General features: G+C 43.6%; 23 protein-coding genes. 2 read left to right on the forward strand and 21 right to left on the reverse strand.

The window, feature by feature from the left end:
* Positions 1–91: 91 nt before the first annotated feature.
* Positions 92–1210 carry a Gfo/Idh/MocA family oxidoreductase gene (locus tag JXR81_05490; GenBank protein MBN2754305.1) on the forward strand — a complete coding sequence of 373 codons (1119 nt, stop codon included), beginning with the start codon at positions 92–94 and terminating at the stop codon, positions 1208–1210.
* 3 nt (positions 1211–1213) lie between these two features.
* Here JXR81_05490 and JXR81_05495 read toward each other — a convergent pair whose 3' ends face one another.
* Entirely contained in the window at positions 1214–1576 is a 363-nt protein-coding gene (locus tag JXR81_05495) for a hypothetical protein (GenBank protein MBN2754306.1), read from the reverse strand.
* Between the two features lie 160 nt (positions 1577–1736).
* Here JXR81_05495 and JXR81_05500 point away from each other — a divergent pair, with 160 nt between their 5' ends.
* On the forward strand, positions 1737–1958 hold the full coding sequence (locus JXR81_05500; GenBank protein ID MBN2754307.1) for a hypothetical protein: 222 nt from the start codon (positions 1737–1739) through the stop codon (positions 1956–1958).
* Positions 1959–1988: 30 nt separating this feature from the next.
* Here the strand turns inward: JXR81_05500 and JXR81_05505 are convergent, their stop codons facing one another.
* From JXR81_05505 to gnd, 20 genes are all read right to left on the reverse strand, one after another.
* Positions 1989–2414, reverse strand: coding sequence for an arsenate reductase ArsC (locus tag JXR81_05505; protein ID MBN2754308.1), 426 nt, complete (start codon positions 2412–2414; stop codon positions 1989–1991).
* 83 nt (positions 2415–2497) lie between these two features.
* The gene (locus JXR81_05510) at positions 2498–3208 is read right to left on the reverse strand and encodes a cytochrome C biogenesis protein (protein ID MBN2754309.1); all 711 of its coding nucleotides are present in this window, start codon (positions 3206–3208) and stop codon (positions 2498–2500) included.
* The gene (locus tag JXR81_05515) at positions 3205–3585 is read right to left on the reverse strand and encodes a hypothetical protein (protein ID MBN2754310.1); all 381 of its coding nucleotides are present in this window, start codon (positions 3583–3585) and stop codon (positions 3205–3207) included. Before JXR81_05515 ends, JXR81_05510 begins: the two co-directional genes overlap by 4 nt.
* A complete protein-coding gene (locus tag JXR81_05520; protein MBN2754311.1) occupies positions 3578–3982 on the reverse strand; it encodes a thioredoxin family protein in 405 nt (134 codons plus the stop codon). Before JXR81_05520 ends, JXR81_05515 begins: the two co-directional genes overlap by 8 nt.
* A 43-nt stretch (positions 3983–4025) precedes the next feature.
* Positions 4026–4259 (reverse strand): TM0996/MTH895 family glutaredoxin-like protein, encoded by a 234-nt coding sequence (locus JXR81_05525; GenBank protein MBN2754312.1) that lies wholly within the window; start codon positions 4257–4259, stop codon positions 4026–4028.
* A gap of 100 nt (positions 4260–4359) precedes the next feature.
* Positions 4360–4791, reverse strand: coding sequence for a putative zinc-binding protein (locus JXR81_05530; GenBank protein MBN2754313.1), 432 nt, complete (start codon positions 4789–4791; stop codon positions 4360–4362).
* 14 nt (positions 4792–4805) lie between these two features.
* Entirely contained in the window at positions 4806–5966 is a 1161-nt protein-coding gene (locus JXR81_05535; protein MBN2754314.1) for a permease, read from the reverse strand.
* A gap of 75 nt (positions 5967–6041) precedes the next feature.
* Entirely contained in the window at positions 6042–6308 is a 267-nt protein-coding gene (locus JXR81_05540) for a 4Fe-4S binding protein (GenBank protein ID MBN2754315.1), read from the reverse strand.
* On the reverse strand, positions 6305–7432 hold the full coding sequence (locus JXR81_05545; protein MBN2754316.1) for an acetyl-CoA synthase subunit gamma: 1128 nt from the start codon (positions 7430–7432) through the stop codon (positions 6305–6307). Before JXR81_05545 ends, JXR81_05540 begins: the two co-directional genes overlap by 4 nt.
* Positions 7422–8468, reverse strand: a complete 1047-nt coding sequence (gene arsB / locus JXR81_05550) for an ACR3 family arsenite efflux transporter (protein MBN2754317.1) — start codon at positions 8466–8468, stop codon at positions 7422–7424. Before arsB ends, JXR81_05545 begins: the two co-directional genes overlap by 11 nt.
* Before the next feature lies 1 nt (position 8469).
* Positions 8470–8808: a winged helix-turn-helix transcriptional regulator gene (locus JXR81_05555; GenBank protein MBN2754318.1), complete on the reverse strand. Its 339-nt coding sequence runs from the start codon at positions 8806–8808 to the stop codon at positions 8470–8472.
* 140 nt (positions 8809–8948) lie between these two features.
* On the reverse strand, positions 8949–9515 hold the full coding sequence (locus JXR81_05560; GenBank protein MBN2754319.1) for a hypothetical protein: 567 nt from the start codon (positions 9513–9515) through the stop codon (positions 8949–8951).
* 107 nt (positions 9516–9622) lie between these two features.
* Positions 9623–9889, reverse strand: a complete 267-nt coding sequence (locus JXR81_05565) for a hypothetical protein (protein ID MBN2754320.1) — start codon at positions 9887–9889, stop codon at positions 9623–9625.
* A gap of 343 nt (positions 9890–10232) precedes the next feature.
* Entirely contained in the window at positions 10233–13175 is a 2943-nt protein-coding gene (locus JXR81_05570; GenBank protein MBN2754321.1) for a glycoside hydrolase family 9 protein, read from the reverse strand.
* A gap of 276 nt (positions 13176–13451) precedes the next feature.
* Positions 13452–13679 (reverse strand): hypothetical protein, encoded by a 228-nt coding sequence (locus JXR81_05575; protein ID MBN2754322.1) that lies wholly within the window; start codon positions 13677–13679, stop codon positions 13452–13454.
* A gap of 392 nt (positions 13680–14071) precedes the next feature.
* A complete protein-coding gene (locus JXR81_05580) occupies positions 14072–15298 on the reverse strand; it encodes an ATP-binding protein (protein MBN2754323.1) in 1227 nt (408 codons plus the stop codon).
* Between the two features lie 323 nt (positions 15299–15621).
* Positions 15622–16131 (reverse strand): flavodoxin, encoded by a 510-nt coding sequence (locus tag JXR81_05585; protein MBN2754324.1) that lies wholly within the window; start codon positions 16129–16131, stop codon positions 15622–15624.
* Between the two features lie 326 nt (positions 16132–16457).
* Positions 16458–17204 carry a 6-phosphogluconolactonase gene (gene pgl, locus JXR81_05590; GenBank protein MBN2754325.1) on the reverse strand — a complete coding sequence of 249 codons (747 nt, stop codon included), beginning with the start codon at positions 17202–17204 and terminating at the stop codon, positions 16458–16460.
* 26 nt (positions 17205–17230) lie between these two features.
* Positions 17231–18793 (reverse strand): glucose-6-phosphate dehydrogenase, encoded by a 1563-nt coding sequence (zwf, locus tag JXR81_05595; protein ID MBN2754326.1) that lies wholly within the window; start codon positions 18791–18793, stop codon positions 17231–17233.
* Positions 18783–19757 carry a decarboxylating 6-phosphogluconate dehydrogenase gene (gnd, locus tag JXR81_05600; GenBank protein MBN2754327.1) on the reverse strand — a complete coding sequence of 325 codons (975 nt, stop codon included), beginning with the start codon at positions 19755–19757 and terminating at the stop codon, positions 18783–18785. Before gnd ends, zwf begins: the two co-directional genes overlap by 11 nt.
* Between the last annotated feature and the right edge of the window lie 8 nt (positions 19758–19765).

The raw sequence follows: 19765 nt of genomic DNA on the forward strand, positions 1-19765 counted from the left end.
ACCGCACCTGAATTAATTATAACATATTTCTATTTGATTTTAGGAGCGCCATTATGTATTATGGCTTTAACGTTAAACTTAGGAGTAAACCATGAAAAAAATACGAATTGCTTATTTAGGCGCGGGAGAAATATCTGACAGGTTTATCACACAGGCGCAGGCGCTTAAAAACACACAGCTGTGCGCCATATATTCAAGGCACATAAAAAACGCCGCCGCAAAAGCAAAAAAGTTTTCCATACCGGTATATTATGATGATTATACGAAGATGCTGGAAGAAATTAAACCGGACGCAGTTATAGTTACTTCGCCTCACTCCCTGCACGCGCGCCACGCAGTTGACTGCTTAAACGCGGGGTGCCATGTGCTGTGCGAAAAACCAATGGCCGTTTCATTTAAAGAAGCAAAAGCCATGGCTGAAGCTGCCAAAAAAAACAAAAAACTTTTAATGGTCTTGCCTTTTGACCACTACCCGCACTACCTGGCATCATTTGATTTAATTAAAGAAAAATATATCGGGAAAATAATTTCAGCGCACTCTGAACTGTCTTTCCCGGGCCCTCCCAGAAATAACTGGTATTATGATAAAAAAATCGCAAAAGGCGGGGCTATGCTGGACGTCGGATGCTACGCTTTATCCAGAATGATAACCATAATGGGCGGGGTAAAGAAGATATCCGCTTTTTCAAATATGCTGCTGCCCAAAAGGATACTTGAAGGCGGCAAAAAAATAACCCCTTCAGTTGATGACAATAACGTTATGATTATGGAATTTGAAGGCGGGGTTTTTGGCACGGCAAAAGCCATGTGGCAGCACCCGTACGTGGAAAACAGGACTGTTATTTACGGCAGGCACGGCGCGGTATATATCCATTTTGACGGAGTGGATGATGCCCCCGGAATTGTGGTGCAGACAAAAAACCCTTCAAAGAACCTTAAAAAAATAAAATACCGCGGGCTGCCTGACTGTTATACCCCGGTTAACATGCCCAAATGGGGGCCCAAGTATGACATTATGGGAAGATTTGTTGAATATATTACCGCGGGTAAAGTTATCTCTTATGACGCAATACAGTCCCTTCATATAATGGAAGTAATGGATAAAGCGTATGTTTCGGCAAAAACAGGAAAAATACAGTTAATAGAAACGCCTTTCAGGGTCTGGTGGGATAAGGAAAAGACAATACAGAAATTTAATAATTATGTTTAATTTTTACGTAAAAGACATAAGCCATTCAAAAGCTTCTTCTTCAGTTTTAAACAGCTGAAGTTTTCTTTCAGACTTTGCCATGACAGACTGAAGCATCTTCATCTTGATTTCAGGAAGGCACGCGACCGCGGAAGCTTTTATAAAAGGGGTGTTTTCTTTCAGATAATTTATAAACATTTCATGGTCGGTAAATATCGGGGTATTTTCCCCGCCTACAGCTATGGATAAAATGGAATGAGGCGGTTCTTTGGACACAAGATCCATGGATTTATTAAGCATCTCCGCGAATTCAGATGCATCGCAGTCTTTCATATCATGATAAAGTATCCTTTTGCCTTTATAATCCATAAATTTTACGTCAAACATATCTTCTCCTGTTTTTTGCCTTAACATATTATAACCTAAAAATAAGGCAAGTAAAGCCGGAAAGGAAAACAAACCGAGGGACGGATGCACAGAGGGACGGAGGGACGGAAGTAAAGGCAAAAATAAAACCAATATTGAAAATTCGAAATTGGAAAATTGTATGAACAGAAACAAAACAGGGATTGGGTATGTTTTTTCAGAACGTGCCGCACAAGCACAGTATATATGCGCCAGTGGCGGTTTAATGCAGCGGCGGCAAATTCGTATGTACCGCGAATTCCCGATTGCCAATGAATTAACATGCCTGTTGATTCCGGGTTTATTTGGATGCAAACATACCAATTTGCGGCGCGTGCTGAAAAAATATACCCAAACCCTGTAAAGCCCGAATCCGGCAAATCAAACCATACAACTATTCGCTGTAATCGTTTATAAACTTTAATACTTCAGATTTTATTGAATCGCGAATATCCCGGATTTTAGCCAGTTTTTCTTCTTCAGTACCTTCGGCTTTTGACGGGTCATTAAACGGCCAGTGCAGTTTTTCGCCTGTTCCCGGGAATATCGGGCAGCGCTCCGCGGCTTCCGCGTCGCACACAGCCACAACATAGGAGAATAATTTTCCCTGTTTATAAAAATCAAACACGCTTTTGGTTTTATTGCCGGATATGTCTATGCCGTCTTCCGCCATAACTTTTACAACAAGGGGATTTAAAACGCCCGGTTCCAGCCCCGCGCTTTCAGCCGTGAACTTTTCCCCTCCGAATTTATTCAAATAAGCCTCTGCCATCTGCGAACGCGCGCTGTTGTGGATACAGATAAAAAGCACTTTTTCCATAATTTCCTCCTGCTTTAAATTTAATTTTATATTATTTTCTATCAGGGCCGTTAAGCGTTAATGAACTTATTGTTAATTTTCAGTTAAAAGAACGCGCCATATAAAAGGTATATGGCAGCCGCAATCACAAGAACTCCGCACACTTTTTTAATAAAAATAACCGCTTTTGATTTTTTGCCCCAGCGCAGATATTTTTCCACAAGTTCCGTGAATGTTCCGGCAAGGACTATTACACCGCAGTGTCCCGCGGCGTAAAGCGTGACAAGGCTTACAGAGTACAAAAGATTTTTTGAAGCCTCATTAAACGCCACTGCCAGCATCGGCGCCATATAGGCAAACGTGCAGGGACCAAGCGCCACTCCAAAAACCAATCCTAAAATAAAAGCGGCAATGTATCCCCTTTTTTCAAACTTAGGCTGGCTTATATTGTTCAGGAAAGGAAATGAAATTATTTCAAGCAGATAAAGCCCCACAATAATAAATACAACGGCAACAAAAACATTTCCCCACACTCCGGTATTTCCAAGCATTTTCCCCATAAGCCCGGTTATAACCCCGATTACCGCGATAGTTATAAGAATACCCATAGAGAATAAAAAAGAAAGAAAGAACGCCTTCTTGACCGTAATTTTATCGCCCTGTGACCCTACAAAACCCACTATAAGAGGGATGCTTGCAAGGTGGCACGGGCTTAAAAGTATGCTTAGTATCCCCCAGATAAAAGAAGCTGTAAGCGCGATTGCCGGCGCTTTATCAAGCGCAAGGGTCAGCGATGAAAACAGTTCCTGAATCATTTTACTTCCTCCGCGGCAATTGCCTTTTTTATCACTTCATTAAGCGCGCCTTTGTTGAATTCAGAAGCGCTTGCGCTGTATATCACCGCGCCTGTTTTATCCGTAAATACCAGATAGGGGAAATATCCCATCTTATATTTATCCATTACTTTAACCGTTTCACTGTTTTTTGCTTTATCATAGACATCAAGGACGATAACGCCCTGATAATTATTAACTGCCATAAATTTTTTCATTTCCGTTTCCATATTCACACACCTGTTTTTAACGCACGTGCACGCGCTGGAATCAACCGCCAGCACAACTGTCCCGGTTTTTACAGAAGCGCATCCGGCAAATAAAGCGGCCGTTATAATTAACGCGATTTTTCTAATCAACTTTTACGCCTCCCTGTTTTAATACAGGCAGTATCTGTTCCAGGGGATAAAAGCCCGTGTGCCTGTGAAATTCTTTCCCGTTTTCATCCAGGAATATCTGCGTGGGAATTCCCCGTATGCCGTACTGCTTCGCGTACGGCTCGCCCGCGGGCGTCCACACATCATGAAACACCACCTTTACATCTTTTCCGTATTTCTTCTCTATTTCTTCCATTACCGGCACCATCATCTTGCACGGTACGCATTTAACAGAGCCAAGTTCAATAAATGTGACTTTTACTTTTGATACCGGGTTTGCCGGTGCGGCTTTAACCGCAGCTTCAGTTTCCTTGGGTTCAACCTTATCTGTACCAACAGCTTTAGGCCTGCTTCCCGCGTAAACCGAAACCGCAAACATAAACATTAAAATTACAACAGCTGCTTTTTTCATTTTTTTCTCCTTAAAGCCCAAGGGCTTTTTTAATTTCAGCTTCTGTGGGAACTTTACCCGCAATCACCACTTTGCCGTCAACCGCCACCGCCGGCGTCATCATAACGTTATATTTCATAATCTCGCTTATATCTTTTACCTTTATCACTTCCGCGTCAATTTTATTATCCGCCACGACTTTTCTTACAACCTCTTCTGTCTTAATGCACTTTGGGCATCCTGTTCCCAGTACCGCTACTTGCATATTATTACCTCCATTAACCGCCCGGCCGGCATGAAACAACGCCCTTGCCTTTTCGCGGGTTTATTTTTTTATCTTACCGCCGCCGTTTTTACAACACCGTTCAACAGCAGCTGCCGCCGCACCCGCAGGAGCCTTTTTTGTCAATAGAAGCGGAATTGCCCGGAGTGTTATTATTTACAGCTTTCTGAATTTTCATAAACGCTTCTTTTACAGTATCATCCGACATTCCTGTTTCCCCTTTTTCAAAACCAAAAGAAGTAACCACATAAGACTCTGATTTGACCCCGTGCCTGTCCATTATTTTCTGAGAGCATTTTACAGGACAGCCGTCTATAACAATAACCCTGTCAGCTTCTTTCGCGCCTTTAACAAAGCTTTCAATATCCGCGCCGGCTCCTGCCAGGCAGTACATTCCTCCATGCCCTGCCACAGACAGCATCCTTGCCGTCCTATCACTGATAAAACCCACATCAGCCGCGCCTGAACACGCGCAAATAATATTCTTTTCTGCTCCGCCGCAGCAACCGCTCATAAAAAATACCTCCTTTAAAATAAAAACCCGTACAGCATACCTGTTACAGCTGACATCACTATAACAAGCCCCACATATACAGTTGTTTTTTTAAATCCCATAACACTGTTTATTACAATCATGCTTGGCAGGCTTAAAGCAGGGCCTGCAAGAAGAAGGGCAAGCGCCGGGCCTTTGCCCATTCCCGCGCCTATTAAGCCCTGCAATATCGGAACTTCAGTAAGCGTTGCAAAATACATTAACGCGCCAGCAACTGACGCGAATAAGTTCGCGCCTATGCTGTTGCCGCCCACAAGCGACACTATCCACTTTGACGGGATAAGAGCCTCGTGGCCGGGCCTCCCCAGAAGGAATCCCGCGGCAAGAACGCCGATAAATAAAAGCGGAAGTATCTGCACCGCAAACCCCCACGATTCTTTCATCCATTCTTTTTTCTCTTCGTTATTGAACCAGCCAAACACCATAAACGCCAGAACCACCATCAGACCGCCGGAAACTATCCATTTGGCTTTATATATCATGTTCCATACAGCCATTGATTCGTCTTTTCCCCAGTTTAAAAATACAAGTATTGCTGTCATTACAAAAAAATATGAAATAAGTTTCCAGGCAGGCCTGCCCTTATCTGTATCTTCCTGCGCGGTAAATTCTTCCATACGCTTTTCTTCTTCTTTTTTAAATATTAATTCCATTAAGAGCCCGATTATTACGGAGAACCCCACAGCCCCTGCAACACGCGCTATTCCCAGTTCCAGTCCAAGCACCCTTGCTGTCATTATCATTGCCAGCACATTAATAGCCGGGCCGGAGTAAAGAAAAGCCGAAGCCGGCCCTATGCCCGCGCCCCTTTTGTATATGCCCGCGAATAAAGGCAGAACAGTGCAGGAACATACAGCAAGCACGCTGCCCGAAACAGACGCCACCATGTACGCGATTACTTTATTGGCTTTTGCCCCAAGGTATTTTAAAACAGCGCTGCTCTTTATAAATACAGCTATGGCGCCTGCTATTAAAAACGCCGGAACAAGGCATAATAACACATGCTGCCTTGCGTAATCCTGCGTCATGTACAGCGCTTCCATGACGGCGTTCTTAATAACTGCAGAATCCACAGGTACAAAATAGAAAATAAGAAAACCGGATAAAATATACAAAAACTTTTTTAATTCACTCATAAAAATCTCCTGATATGCTTTTATGCGCTTTGGTGCATATAATAAATTAAAAAAAATAAAAGTCAGCCCGTATTTTCAGCAGCAGCACGCGCCGTTATTTTTGCCCGATGAAAGAATGGCGGCGGCGCAGCCGGGGCCGGTTTCAACGGTTATGGCGTTAAACCTGCAGTTTAACGCGCACGCCCCGCATTCAATGCACGCGCCTTTATCCGCAAGCGCGGCTTTATTGCCGTCCATTTTAAACACAGCGCGCGGGCACACCTTTACGCACATTGTACAGCCGGTGCACTTGTCCGGATTGTAAACCAGCGAGACCGCTTCATCCAGATATCTTAGTTTCATGCCGTCACCCTTATTATCATCTCCGTAATTATAAGCAGCAGCGATATTACACCGCCGGCTATGATAAACGGAATGGAATTTTTCACTTCAGTTTTAACGCCGGAAATGGACGTAAATGTTGAACACCCTGTATAGTTCATGGCGGCAAAGGATGAAACCGCGGTTATTATTAATACCGCCGCGGGAAGGTGCAGCGCCATATACGGACCGCTTAACACGCCGGAAAACAAAACAAAAAATACCGCGCCTGTAATTCCGGCGTAAAGGCCTTTAACTGAAAAATACCTGCCCGGAAGCACCGGTAATAATAACGAAAATAAAACAGAACCTGAAATCATTCCTGTCAATGCGGCGTACAGATAAAACATGCCTCGGTATACAGCGTCATACAGCACAAATCCCCTGCTTCCTATTCCTGATAAAACTATTACCGCTATCATGGGCCAGAACAATTTGTCCATTGCCAGTATCAGCTCCAGCCACGAAACTTCAAGCCTGCGGCCGGCATTAAAACTTACTTCCCTCATTTTCTCATCCGTTTTCATATTGTTATCAAGAAAATATTTTATGTCATACGCTTCCACCGGCCCAAATACAGCCTTGTATCCGCAAAGCTCTTTTACCTTATGAGCGGCCACTCCCGGCGCTGACAGCTGCGGTAATATTACCGTATCATGTTTAACAAGCCGTCCAAGATTAGACCTTAATATCTCCTTGGACACTTCTTCGGCGCTGAAAGTGCCTTTACCCGCGGAACACCACACATTAACTCCTTTGGTGTCAACCGCAAGTATCCAGCTATTAATACCTTTAAGCTCCCTTTTTAATACATCAAATGACAGTTTGTAATTCGCGGAAACAAACACAGGTGAATTTTCATCCGGCGTGTTGACAGCGTAAACGCCGGGCTCAACCGCATAGCCCATGCGTTTAAAACCAAGCCTTACCATAGCCTCGCCCATACGCTCCGCGGAGCCCCACCGGGTGTTCACCCTTGGTATTTCAAGGCCGCCTGATGTTACCGTGCCGTCTGATTCAGGCTCTTCATACTGAATCTGTGTATTTATCCCGCCGCAGCACGGCTGTTTGGCTTTTGAATTATCCTTCGCGGGATTATTTTTCATTAAAACCTCTCTTTAATTTAAACGCCGCGTTTACAAGAAGCACAAGCACGGGAACTTCCACAAGCGGCCCTATTATCGTGGCAAAAGCCTGGTGTGAACTTATGCCAAAAAGCCCTATAGCCACGGCAATTGCAAGTTCAAAATCATTGCTTGCGGCAGTAAAGGATACAGCCACGGTCTGTTTGTATGTGGCGCCCAGTTTTTTTGAAATTATAAAGGTGCCAAACCACATAATAAGAAAATATATTATCATCGGAACCGCCACAATAAAAACATCCAGCGGCTGTTTTACTATGTATTCGCCTTTCATTGAAAACATCACTACTATTGTAAAAAGCAGCGCCGCCAGAGTTACAGGGCTTATCTTTGGTATGAATTTTTCTTCATACCATTGTTCGCCTTTTAAGCGCAGCAGCAGATACCTTGTCATAATACCCGCAAAAAACGGGATTCCAAGATATACAAGCACAACTTTAGCGGATTCCCACATGGATATATTTATTTCAAGCCCTTTTGTCAGACCGAATAACGGAAGCAGGAAAGAGATAAAAAACCAGATGTATACCGCGTAAAAAAGCACCTGCGCCAGCGCGTTAAAAGCCACCAGCCCTATTCCAAGCTCCCTGTCGCCGCGGGCAAGGTCGTTCCAAACTATAACCATGGCAATGCAGCGCGCAAGGCCTACAAGAATTACGCCTATCATGTATTCGGGATGGTCGCGCAGGAAAAGCACCGCAAGGCCAAACATCACCAAAGGCCCTACAACCCAGTTCTGCACAAGGGAAAAAGCCAGCAGCTTCTTATTGCTGAACACTTTACCCATCTTTTCATATTTAACTTTTGCAAGGGGCGGATACATCATAAGAATAAGCCCTATCGCTATAGGGATTGAAGTGGAGCCTATCTGCATTGAGGATATAAATTCGGAAGCCTGCGGCCAGACAAAACCCAGAACAATACCCGCGGCTATTGCAAGAAATATCCATAAGGTCAGATACCTGTCTACAAAAGAAAGTTTTATTTTTTCTTCCATCATTTCACCTCTTTATCCCGCAGCACACCTGCGGGGATTTTATGGAGCCGGCGGTTTTTTGGGCGTCAGTATCGGCGGCAAGTTCTTTTTTTATGATGTTATTTATCCCTTTGGTTTTTGGATTGTTATTAACCGAGTAGTAAACCCACAGCCCCTTTTTTGTATCAGTGACAACACCCGCGTTTTTTAAAACATTAAGGGCTTTTGACACCGCGGCCTGCTTCATGTTAAGGGCGTTTAATATCTGGCAGACGCACAGCCCGCCTTTCGCGTTCTTGGAGAGCAGAAGCTTGACAATTTTAAGCCTTGTTTCATCCGCGTAAGCTTTGAATATTTTTACCATTATTTCCCTCCTGTATTACTATATGAACATTTGGTAATATAGTTATACAGGAGTATTTTATGGAAGTCAATATTTTTATTTGAAAATTAAAAAAACCGCGGGATTACTCCCGCGGTTTTTTGGATGTGATTTAAAGGTTCTTACTGCCCCATTTTGCTGCTGTCTTTTGTATATACATCAATTAAATTTTTAAGTTTTGCCATCGCCCTCTGTTTTTCATCTTCAGAAACGCTTGCTTCTATTGTTTTTACCGCTTTGCCCTGCCCGTTGACGCCCGTTATATTACCGGTATAAATAACGCCTATTTTTCCTTCAACTATCTTCCAGTTTTCATCATACCTTGCCTTGATAATAAACTGCCTGGTTTTTACCTCTTTTTCAACAACACTTTCAGTCGCTTTTTTTCCGCCAAGCATGTTTGAAAACAGGGTATTTGTAAGCCTGTCACCTTCGCTTCTCATCTTGTAAGATTCGCCGACAAGAATAACGGGAAGATTAGTTGAATTCCTTACTATCTTTAAACCGTCATCCAAAAGGCACTTTCTTGCCGCATAATACGCTTCCGTATAACCCGCCGTCATTACAATCTGGCCTTCGGCTTCCTGCGCGTTGTAGTTGGATTTAACAATGTACTTTTCCAGCTCCGCGCACCCCGCAAACATAAAAACAAAAACAGACAGCATTAAAACAATTACGGATTTCTTCATGGTACCCTCCCGATTTTTTTTCCCTCAAAATAATTATAAACAATATAATACTTTTTGTATAGCCGGTTTTTGACGGAGGATTTGGGCATAAAATTTACTGATGTCATTTAGTTTTTACCCTTATGCGCTTTTTTTGTTTTAACCCCTATACTTTCCGCGAATTCATCCAGATTGACGGCGGTTGCTTTCTCGTTTGCCATGTAATTAGCGTATGTAAGGTAATCACTCTGAATCTGCCTCCTGGTTAATTCATTCTTTACGGCTTTTTCAATAAATTTATTCAATTTATACCCTTCTTTGTCGCAGAATTCCCTTAATTCGTTTTTAATTTCGCTGTCCATCTGGATTGTAAATGAAGACATTTTCACGCCCATTTTTACTGCCTCCTTTTAATTATCCTTGCCTGCCGCTCTTTTACTTTTCATTCTTAACTAAATTTAACAGAAAATAACTAAAAATCAACAAATTATAACAGATTTAGTTTTAAATGGATTTATATGAGGGACGGATGTGTTTTGCATTAGTAGACGCGGGTCTTTAGCCCGCGGTTTTTTGCGTTCTATCTTTATTAACCTTCTTACAAAACAACTTCAACTACCGCGGGCTGAAGACCCGCGTCTACCACTGCAGATATTATTTAAACGCCCTGTCTGGGGTCAGACCCCAGACAGGGCGTTTAATACAAATCAAAACATAAATCTAAAAAACGCGTCTTACTTATTTTTCGCAGCCGTAAATTTCCACCCCATCTATCATCAGTTCCACGCTCTGGTGGGGCTGTTCCCTTGTCTGCCACTGGATGTCCTTTATCATTGAAAGGGCGTCATCCGGTTCTACAAACGAGCCCCAGTAAGGCTCTTTCACAAAAGAGTAAATGGACATGTCAAAAAGCTGCCATTCGCCGCTTGTTTCAAATTCCACGCCCAAATGATTATCGCCTTCGCCCTGTTTAAAGTCCGGGTGTGTGGAGATTAATTTTACCCTGTATTTTTTGCCGTCGCCTTTATGCCAGAAACGCACTCCGCCGCACTTTGTTAAATTTATTGTCTGCCCGTCCGCGGATAATTTTGTCCCCATCCCTATGTATCCCCACTGAAACATTGTGGTGACCTTTCCTTTCATGACAACGGCTTTGCCTTTATTATCTTTTCCGCTGCCGCTTTTTTCAAAATTACTGCCGGGCTTTGGCCAGATTTCTGACGTGCCGTTATTACTTTTATCATCATAGGTGTACCAGATGTATCCAAGAAGGTTTTTAGAGCCCGGATTGGATGAATTATCTATAAGTATTTTTACCCCTGTTTCAGGTGTTACCGTAAAAGTAATTGTAATCGTGGGCGAAGCCGTGCACGTGGGAGTTGTTGTCTCTGTGGGAGTGGATGTGACAAACGGCGTTACAGTACCTGTGGGCGTAATTGTGGATGTGGGAGTGGCCGTAACATACGGCGTAACAGAATGCGTCTGCGATATTGTGGGTGTAGGCGGGGTGTAGTTGACAAGTTTGATATTATCCAAAAGAATAATTGTCACCTTATCCGCTATCCCTATCCACATAAGTTCGCTTATGAATTTATCACCTGAAACCATCATATCCTGTACCGGAAACCTTGCTTTTGTCCATTTTTCTGAAACAGGTTTTTCCGAATAATCATTGACGTTAAGCATCATATCGCCGGAAGCGCCCATGCTTAAACCAAAATACAATTCAGGCATAACGCCTTTTACAGTTTTTATATCAAATTCAATGTAGTTATAACCCTGCGGGTCAGCGGGTTTTTTTAACCGCCATATTTTCTGTATCTCTGTATTATTTCCCAAAAAGTGCATCCTTAACGCCCTGCCTTTTACCCCTCCGTTAAAATCCATCACGCCTTCCGGCTGCCCCTCTGTTCCGTCTTTTATCCTTTTGCCTTTTGTGTCGCCGTCATAAATTAAATCTTTCGGCACCGGCGTGAATGTGGCAGTTGCCGTGGGAGGCGTCCCTGTTATTGTGGCAGTGGGAGTATATTCCGGGCCGTCATATAACAATCCCGCAAGCGCGTATATTAAAGACGCGTTCCAGTTTATGGCAATTTCATTTGTCGCAAAACTTCCGTATTCATCTTTCCACCCTTTTGCGTCGTGGCCGCCGCCGACAAGATATCCCGGCCATGGCTCTTTCTGATTATCGGCCATGGATCTTCTGTCGTGCGGGTCCAAAGGAGGATTGTGCCCTATTCCGGTCACATACGACCTGCCGTAATAGTTTCTTCCAAATATGTGCGCCGCGGCGTCCGCGGCGGTTTTTAAATACGCTTCATCGGGTTTTATTAAATTGGCTGACCGCAGTATTAAAGGCTGCCTTGCCACGCTGCCGTTGCATCCCCAGTAATAGGACGTGCCAAGCCCCCTTGCGTACGGGTTTTCAGACGCGGTTTTTGTAATAGAATCGGCACAGGCGATTAACTGCTTTTTCATGTCATCAATAAGGGTATTATTTTTACCTTCACGTTTTGAAAATAAGTAGGTAACCATTCCAAGATTTTTTACATTTGGCCAGTCCCAGTCTGTGTCAAACTTGGAAGGATACTGCGCCGCGGCTTTTTCAAACTCTTTTAAATATTCTGATTTTCCTGTCGCGTCCCACAGCTCCGCGTACATCCACAGCCTGTCATCGCTGTCGCCCGTGTCATAAGCGCCGGTGGAAAAATCTTTCTGGTCGGATTTATGGTTGTCCGGATTTGCCTTTAAAAAACGCGCCGCGTTTTCCGCGGCTAAAATATAATTCTCTGCCGCGGATGAATCATAAGGTTTTAAATTTTTTGCCATAGCAGCAAGCACAGCGGCAAAGTCCGCGGTAGCCGCGCTTGACCACGGCACAAAATACCTGCGCGCCCTGTCCCTGTCCGGCATTACCGCGCCGGGAAATGATAATGTTGAAATTTTATGATAAACGCTGCCGTCATCCGCCTGCATTTTTAAAAGCCAGTCTGTTTCATATTTTATCTCCGCCAGGTAATCCGGTATTGCGCCGCCCGATTCGGGAATATCAAGTTTTATCCTTTTTATAATATCGCCGTACTGCTCCCACGCTTTTAACATAAGCCCTACTGTGATGCCGGCGTTGACCGTATATTTCCCGTAATCGCCCGCGTCGTGCCAGCCGCCTGTGCCGTCTTTTCTGCCTGTGCCGCCCACATAATCAAGATAAGCGTCATCTGTATGGCACTCTTCGGCGCTAAAAGTATTGCCATTATGTACGGCACTTACAGCGGTGCCGCATCTCCAAAGGTACATTCCCATTACTAACGTATAAAAAACTGAATCATAAACATTTTCAGAAATTACAAAATTACACGACCTGCCCGCATGCGCGGCTTCTATATAATATGTACCCGGGGTTGTAAGACCGGAAAAATCAATGGTGCATAAATCCTCCCCAGTTTCTTTGTCAAACACAGACTTTAATACCTTTCCATTATATACCGCTTTATTATCCGCGGCAGACTTTACAGTAAATTCACCGCACTTACCCGCGACAGTGGCAAACTTTGCCATTTCCGGCTTAAACCCCACGGAATTAAGGCGGATTTTACCGCTGATTTCAGAGGCAAAAACAGGCAATACGCAAAGTATTAACAGAATGGATATTATGGATTTTTTAATCAGTTTAAGGTTCATTTTTCATCTCCGGCGTTTTCGCGCAAAAACAGTTTTAAACCGCTCTATTACAATGCGCCCGCGCCGTAAACGTTGCAATAAAAAACCGAGGGACGGAGGGACAGATGCACAGATGGACGGAAGGATATTAAAACAGATGCTTGAACGCTTGGATGTTTGGAGGCTTGATAAAGACAGTTACAAAATACAAATCAAAAACCACGGGTTGAAAAAAATAACATCATGTATAAAAACCGTAAATTTTAGCCGTTCTCCCGGGCGGGATATTAGAAACTTTTACTCATTTTCCAATACCATGTAACGACCGGTTTTACTTTTTTTCAGGTAGTGTGTGTTTTCGCATATATTACATTTAATTTTTTTTGGGTCTTCTTCGGTCTCAATTATCCACTCCCTTTTCCCGCATGAACACACAAACAGGCTTTGAAACCTGTTATCCTCCCAGATTCTCCCAAAAATTCTTTCCTTTGCCACCATTTTTTTCTCCCTTCTGTCCCCCTGCATCATTAAGCTATGTTCGTAATGATCAGGACCCAATACAAATATATATCTTTGTAATTATTTTGTCAAGTAATTATTTTGAAGAAACGATGGATGGTGAAGCAGATGGTTGGACGCTTGGATGTTTGGAGGCTTGGTAAAAACAATTACAAAAGACAAATCAAAGACCGCGGGCTGAAGACCCGCGACTACCAGAGCATAATTTTTCAGGATGAAAATTTGCAGTGGCACTATAAAATTTACTTGTAAAAATTAGGCGGCATGCCGAAATAACAGGACATTTCTATTTTGCGGATTAGGGGGCGTTATCAGTTTTTGTTTAAAGCCTAATCAACCTGATTGAGTTCAGGCCTTAAAATTGAACTTTTTATTATCCGGACTGAAATTATTAAGATTTATTCAATACCTTTCAATATTTCAAGCATTCCAATCAGGCCTGTTATTTTTACATTTTGCGTTATATGAGACATTTGTGCGCCGTCCCCAAGAGTCACAACATGCGCCGTGGACCAGGCTACCTTTTTATTCTTCGCTATAACCAACTCAATATTCTTTGCAGATTCAGAACCTACATTTATTCCCGATTTGAACTCAAACAAATGAAACTTACCTTTTTCTTCCACCAAAAGGTCTATTTCCGGCCCTTTATCAGCCCTGTAAAAATGCATATTGCTTTTGTAAAACGAAGTATTCAGCAGTTTCTTTTTTGCCTCTGAGACACAGTAATTCTCAAATATCTGCCCCGCCATGGCATGAGAATATATGTCATTCTCCGTTCTGATGTTGTTCACTCTGCAGACCAGGCCTGTGTCATAAAAGTATATTTTTGGTGTTTTTACAAGCCTTGTCCTGACATTGGCGTGATATGGGTGCAGATAGAATATAATACCGCTTGCTTCAAGTATAGAAAGCCATTTTTTTATTGTACTGGCAGATACACCGCAATCATTAGAAACAGCCGCCATATTCAGCAGCTGTCCCGGCCTTGAAGCAAGTATCCTTATAAATTTATCGTAAGTTTCAAGATTCCCTACATTGTAAAGACTGCGCACATCCCTGTCTATATATGTTGTCAGGTAACTTTCATACCATCCCGGGATATCCATAGTTTTGTCCAAAACAGGCTCCGGGTATGTTCCTCTGGTGCATGCAAATTCAAACAAAAGGCGTGTGGAATCAGCCCCGGTAAAAACAGCCAGTTCGCCCGAACTAAGTGTATTCATATGCAGTATCCCCACGCGGCCGGCAAGAGACTCGGTGAAACTTTTCATAAGTAAAAAATTCTGAGAACCGGTAATTACAAACCTTCCTTTTATTTCACGTTCATCATAACGGGCATTGTCAATTTCAATTTTAATGTATGACATTACAGCAGGTGCGTATTGTAACTCATCAATAATTACTTTTTCAGGCAGTTTTTTAACAAATAAAGCCGGATCATTTATTGCCATGGCTCTTTGCCTGGTGTCATCCAGAGAAACATAGGCATATTCTTTACCAAGCACTTCCCTTAATACGGTTGTTTTCCCGCATTGCCGCGGCCCGGTAAGGGAAACCGCGGGAAAAGCGTTGATATACTTCTTAATACGGCTTTCAATATCTCTTTTTATGTATGTTTTCATAACTTAATCATATATCAAGTAATTAATATTGTCAATTCGCAAATCCATTGTAACAAAGTGGAATTGCGAATTTTCTATTTTTACGCAATAAAATTAGGTGTTTTTTAGGTTGTATTTTATGTGTATTAAGAGAATTACGTTGACATGCTGAATCAACAGGACAATTCTATTTTGCAGAATCAGTAAAGGAGGTGGGGAAAACAGATGCTTGGACGCTTAGATGTTTGGAGGCTTGGTAAAGGCAGTTACAAAATACAAATCAAAGACCGCGGGCATAAAAACCCGCGTCTACCACAACAAGACAACGGCAGTTAACAGGAATTTTAAAATTTTGAAACTGTTTCCCTCGCCCATTTTTCTATCTTTGCCCAGTCCCTATAATCCCCCTCCGGCACGCCTTTTTTAAAAGCCGGCATAAGGGTTAAAAGGCTCATGGGAAAACGCAGAGTTTTAAAATCCACCTTACCCGCAAACAGCCCTTCGCTTACAGGCTTAACAACGTTCCTTACCGGGTCCAGATAGCCGGCTGCGGTCTTTCTGCTATCAGGCGTGTCTTTCTGCATTGTCAGGCAGACAAGAAAATAACCCACCGGAACCTTTAAAAGCGCGTCTTTGCGCGCGGAAACAAATTTCACGACAGAGCCTTTTATTTTACCCATAACAACCGCGCTGCCGATGATAACACCGTCGTAGCCTTCAATTGATTTAATTTTATTCACGGGCTTCACATCGGCGTGCATTCCTTTTTCGGAAAGTTTCTTGCCGATAAACTCCGCGGTTTCAGCCGTTGACCCCGAAAAAGTACCGTAAGCCACAAGTATTTTCTTTGCCATGATAGTATCCTCCATTAAGAATATCCGAGAGACGGATGCACAGATGCACAGATGCACAGAGGGACGGTAAAAACATCCCCAAATCAACTACCGCGGGCTAAAGACCCGCGTCTACCAATTCCAAAAATTCTATCCCGTAAACGTTTAACCCATATCCCATAAATAGAACATTTTTAAGACAAGAGCCGCGCCCTAAAAAGACGCGCCTACCAGTACATAAACCAAAAAACGCGCGGATGACAAACCAATTCAAGTATACGGACAGCGCGGGAGAGCTGTCCCTACAAATACAAAAAATATACAACGCAGATAAAAAACATAAAATTTTACTTTACAGCCCGTTTATCCACAAACCACACCGTTCCCGTTTCGGGGGTGATTTTCGCGGCGGGGTATTCTTTTTTATCGGCTCCGCGTTCTTCCAGCACTGACCTTATTATGTTTCCCTTGCCTTCTCCGGACACTATAAACACCACATTGCACGCGGAATTTATAACCGGCAGGGTCATTGTAACGCGTTCCTGCATATTATCAGCGGTTTTTAAACTTACCACCCATCTCTTTTTCTCGTTAACCGCTTCATGGCCGGGGAATAATGACGCTGTGTGGCCGTCCGCGCCCACCCCTAACAGCATAAGGTCAAAAACAGGCGTCCTTTTTTTTCCGTTTACCGCGGCCATGGACATAAAAAACTTTTCCATCATGCGCTCATATAGTACAGCCGCGTATGACGCGGGAGATACTTCCACCGGCACCCTGAAGATATTTTCCTGCGGTATGTTAACCTTTGAAAGAAAACTTCTGTATGTCATGTAATAATTGCTGTCTTCCGATGTGTGCCCTGTGTAGCGTTCGTCGCCCCAGAAAACAAAAACCCTGCGCCAGTTGATTCCAGCGTTAATATCAGCTTCCGCAAGTTTTTCATATACCTGCTTTGGAGACTTTCCGCCGGACAGCGCGATAATACACCTGCCTTTATTTTCAATGCTGTTTTTAATAATACCCGCGATATACAGCGCGCTTTGCGCGCTTAATTTTTTCATATCAGGAAATTCATGAACCGTTATTTCCATTTACCCTCCGCTGTTCAAAATATCAATTACTCTTTTATTATCCACTTTCTGCCGTCCTTTTCAATAAGCATATCCGCTTCTTTGGGGCCCCATGAGCCTGCCTGATACATATTAAGAAACTGCTGTTTTTCGCCCATGCCGCACGATTCCCACTTTTGCAGCAAAGGCTGCAGAAGCTGCCACGATATTTCAACCCCTTCTTTGCTCCAGAACAGCGTCCGGTCGCCCCGCATGCAGTCCAGTATAAGGGTTTCATAATCATCGGATCTCTGCCCGCCGAACAAATCATTGTAATTGAATTTCATTTCAAGCGGGGCAAGGCACATTTTAGAACCCGGCATTTTTGCCTGAAAGGTAAGGTTTACGCCCTGCTCCGGCTGAATTGCAAATACCAGTATGTTGGGAGACATTGCATTGCCCTGATGTTCCCTGCAGAACATGCATGAAGGCACTTTTTTAAACACAACGGCAATCTGCGACATTTTGCGTTTCAGCCTTTTTCCCGCCCTTATATAAAAAGGGACGCCTTCCCACCGTTTATTATCCACAAACATCTTTAAGGCAAAATAGGTTTCCGTGCAGGAATCTGAATTAACCCCCTGTTCCTGCCTGTAGCCTGTCATATTATTACCCGCGCCATACTGCCCCATAATTACACTGTCTTTTAATTTACTTTCATCAAATGGGGTTATTGATTTAAAAAACTTAATCTTTTCACTTCTTACGCTGTCCTCATCCAGGCCCGCGGGATGCTCCATACCTATAAGGGCTGCAAGCTGAAGCATATGATTCTGAAAAACGTCGCGCAGCGCCCCGTACTTTTCATAATACCCGGCCCTGTGTTCCACGCCGATATCTTCCGCGAAAGTTATCTGAACATGGTCAATGTATTCGCTGTTCCAAACCGGTTCAAAAATCATATTGGCAAACCGGAATACAAGAATATTCTGCACGGTCTCTTTGCCAAAGTAATGGTCAATACGGTATATCTGCCCTTCAGAAAGGTATTGAAGTAATTGAAGATTAAGTTCTTTGGCGCTGTCCGTATCGTGCCCAAAAGGTTTTTCATACATAACCCTTATAAAAGAGGATTTATCATCTGTTTTTTTTAAAAGCCCGGCTTCATGAAGGCACATTGTAATTTTTCCAAATACATCCGGCGGTGTTGCCATATGGACAATAAGGCTGCCGCCTGTATCAAATTTCGCGGCCAGTTCATCCGCGCGTTTTTTCAGGTTTAAAAGGGCGTCCTTGTCGTCATAACCGCCGGGGACGTAAAAACACCTTTGCAGAAAATCCGTAAGCCGCGTTTCAATAACCGTTTTATCCGACTTTCTGACCGATTCTTCAACTGTCTTTCTGAATACGCTGTCGTCCATCTTTGTGCGCGCGTACCCCAGAACAAAAAACTCTTCCGGCACCCTGCCGGCGCAGTAAAGGTTATATAAGGAAGGAATAAGCTTTCTGAAAGCCAAATCGCCTGAGGCGCCCGGTATTATCACCCCGCATTTTACCCCTTTTTGAATTTCACACGCGGCGTGCGCCTGCGTGTTAAGATGCACCTGAACTTTATCGCCCTTATTTTCCATCATTTCTCCCGGAATGTTTTACCGCGCCTGCCGAAGCTGAATTGGTTTTTACGTCCGCGTCCGCGCCGGCAGTCTCGTGGCCGCCGAATTCATTTCTTAAAGCAGCCGTTATTTTATTGGCAAAGACATCCTTCTGCCTTGAATTAAACCTTTTAAATAAAGAAGCCGCAATCACATCCGCCGCCACGCCCGAATCCACCGCTTCTTTTAAAGCCCAGCGCGCTTCGCCGGAATCCTGCACATATCCCTGAATTGCAGACAGGCCTTTGTCTTTTTCAAAAGCATTTTCTAAAAGCCCAAGCATCCACGACCTTATAACACTTCCGTGATTCCACGCCCCTGCAATCTTTTTTAAATCAAAATCATCGGCATAAGGCGAGGCTTTTAATATCTGAAACCCCTCGGCGTACGCTTCCATCATGCCGTACTCTATCGCGTTATGCACCATCTTTACATAATGGCCCGCGCCCGCCCTGCCGCAGTACAGATACCCTTTTTCAGGAGAAAGAGTTCTTAACAACGGTTCTATTATATTAAAAGCCTCTTTGCTGCCGCCTGCTGTTATGCCATAACCGTAATTTAAACCCCACACGCCGCCGGACACGCCCGCGTCCACATACATGATCCCGTATTTTTTCAGTTCTTCAGCGCGTGTTATCCCGTCTTTATAATGCGAATTCGCGCCGTCAACAATAATATCGCCCGCTTTTAACATCGCCTTTAATTCATCCACGTGCCGCTGCGACACTTCGCCCGCAGGCAGCATAAGCCACACCACGCGCGGCGCGTCAAGTTTATCCACAACCTCTTTAAGCGAATACACGCCTTCTATCCCTTTTTCTTTTTCGGCTTCTTTTGTTTTTTCCTGCGTGCGGTTATATGCAACAACATTATGCCCGCCGCGCGCCAGGCGCAGCGCCATATTTAATCCCATTCTGCCAAGCCCTATTACAGCAAGTTTCATTTTAACCT

Source organism: Candidatus Goldiibacteriota bacterium (assembly GCA_016937715.1).
In the GTDB taxonomy this organism is placed as follows: domain Bacteria; phylum Oederibacteriota; class PGYV01; order PGYV01; family PGYV01; genus PGYV01.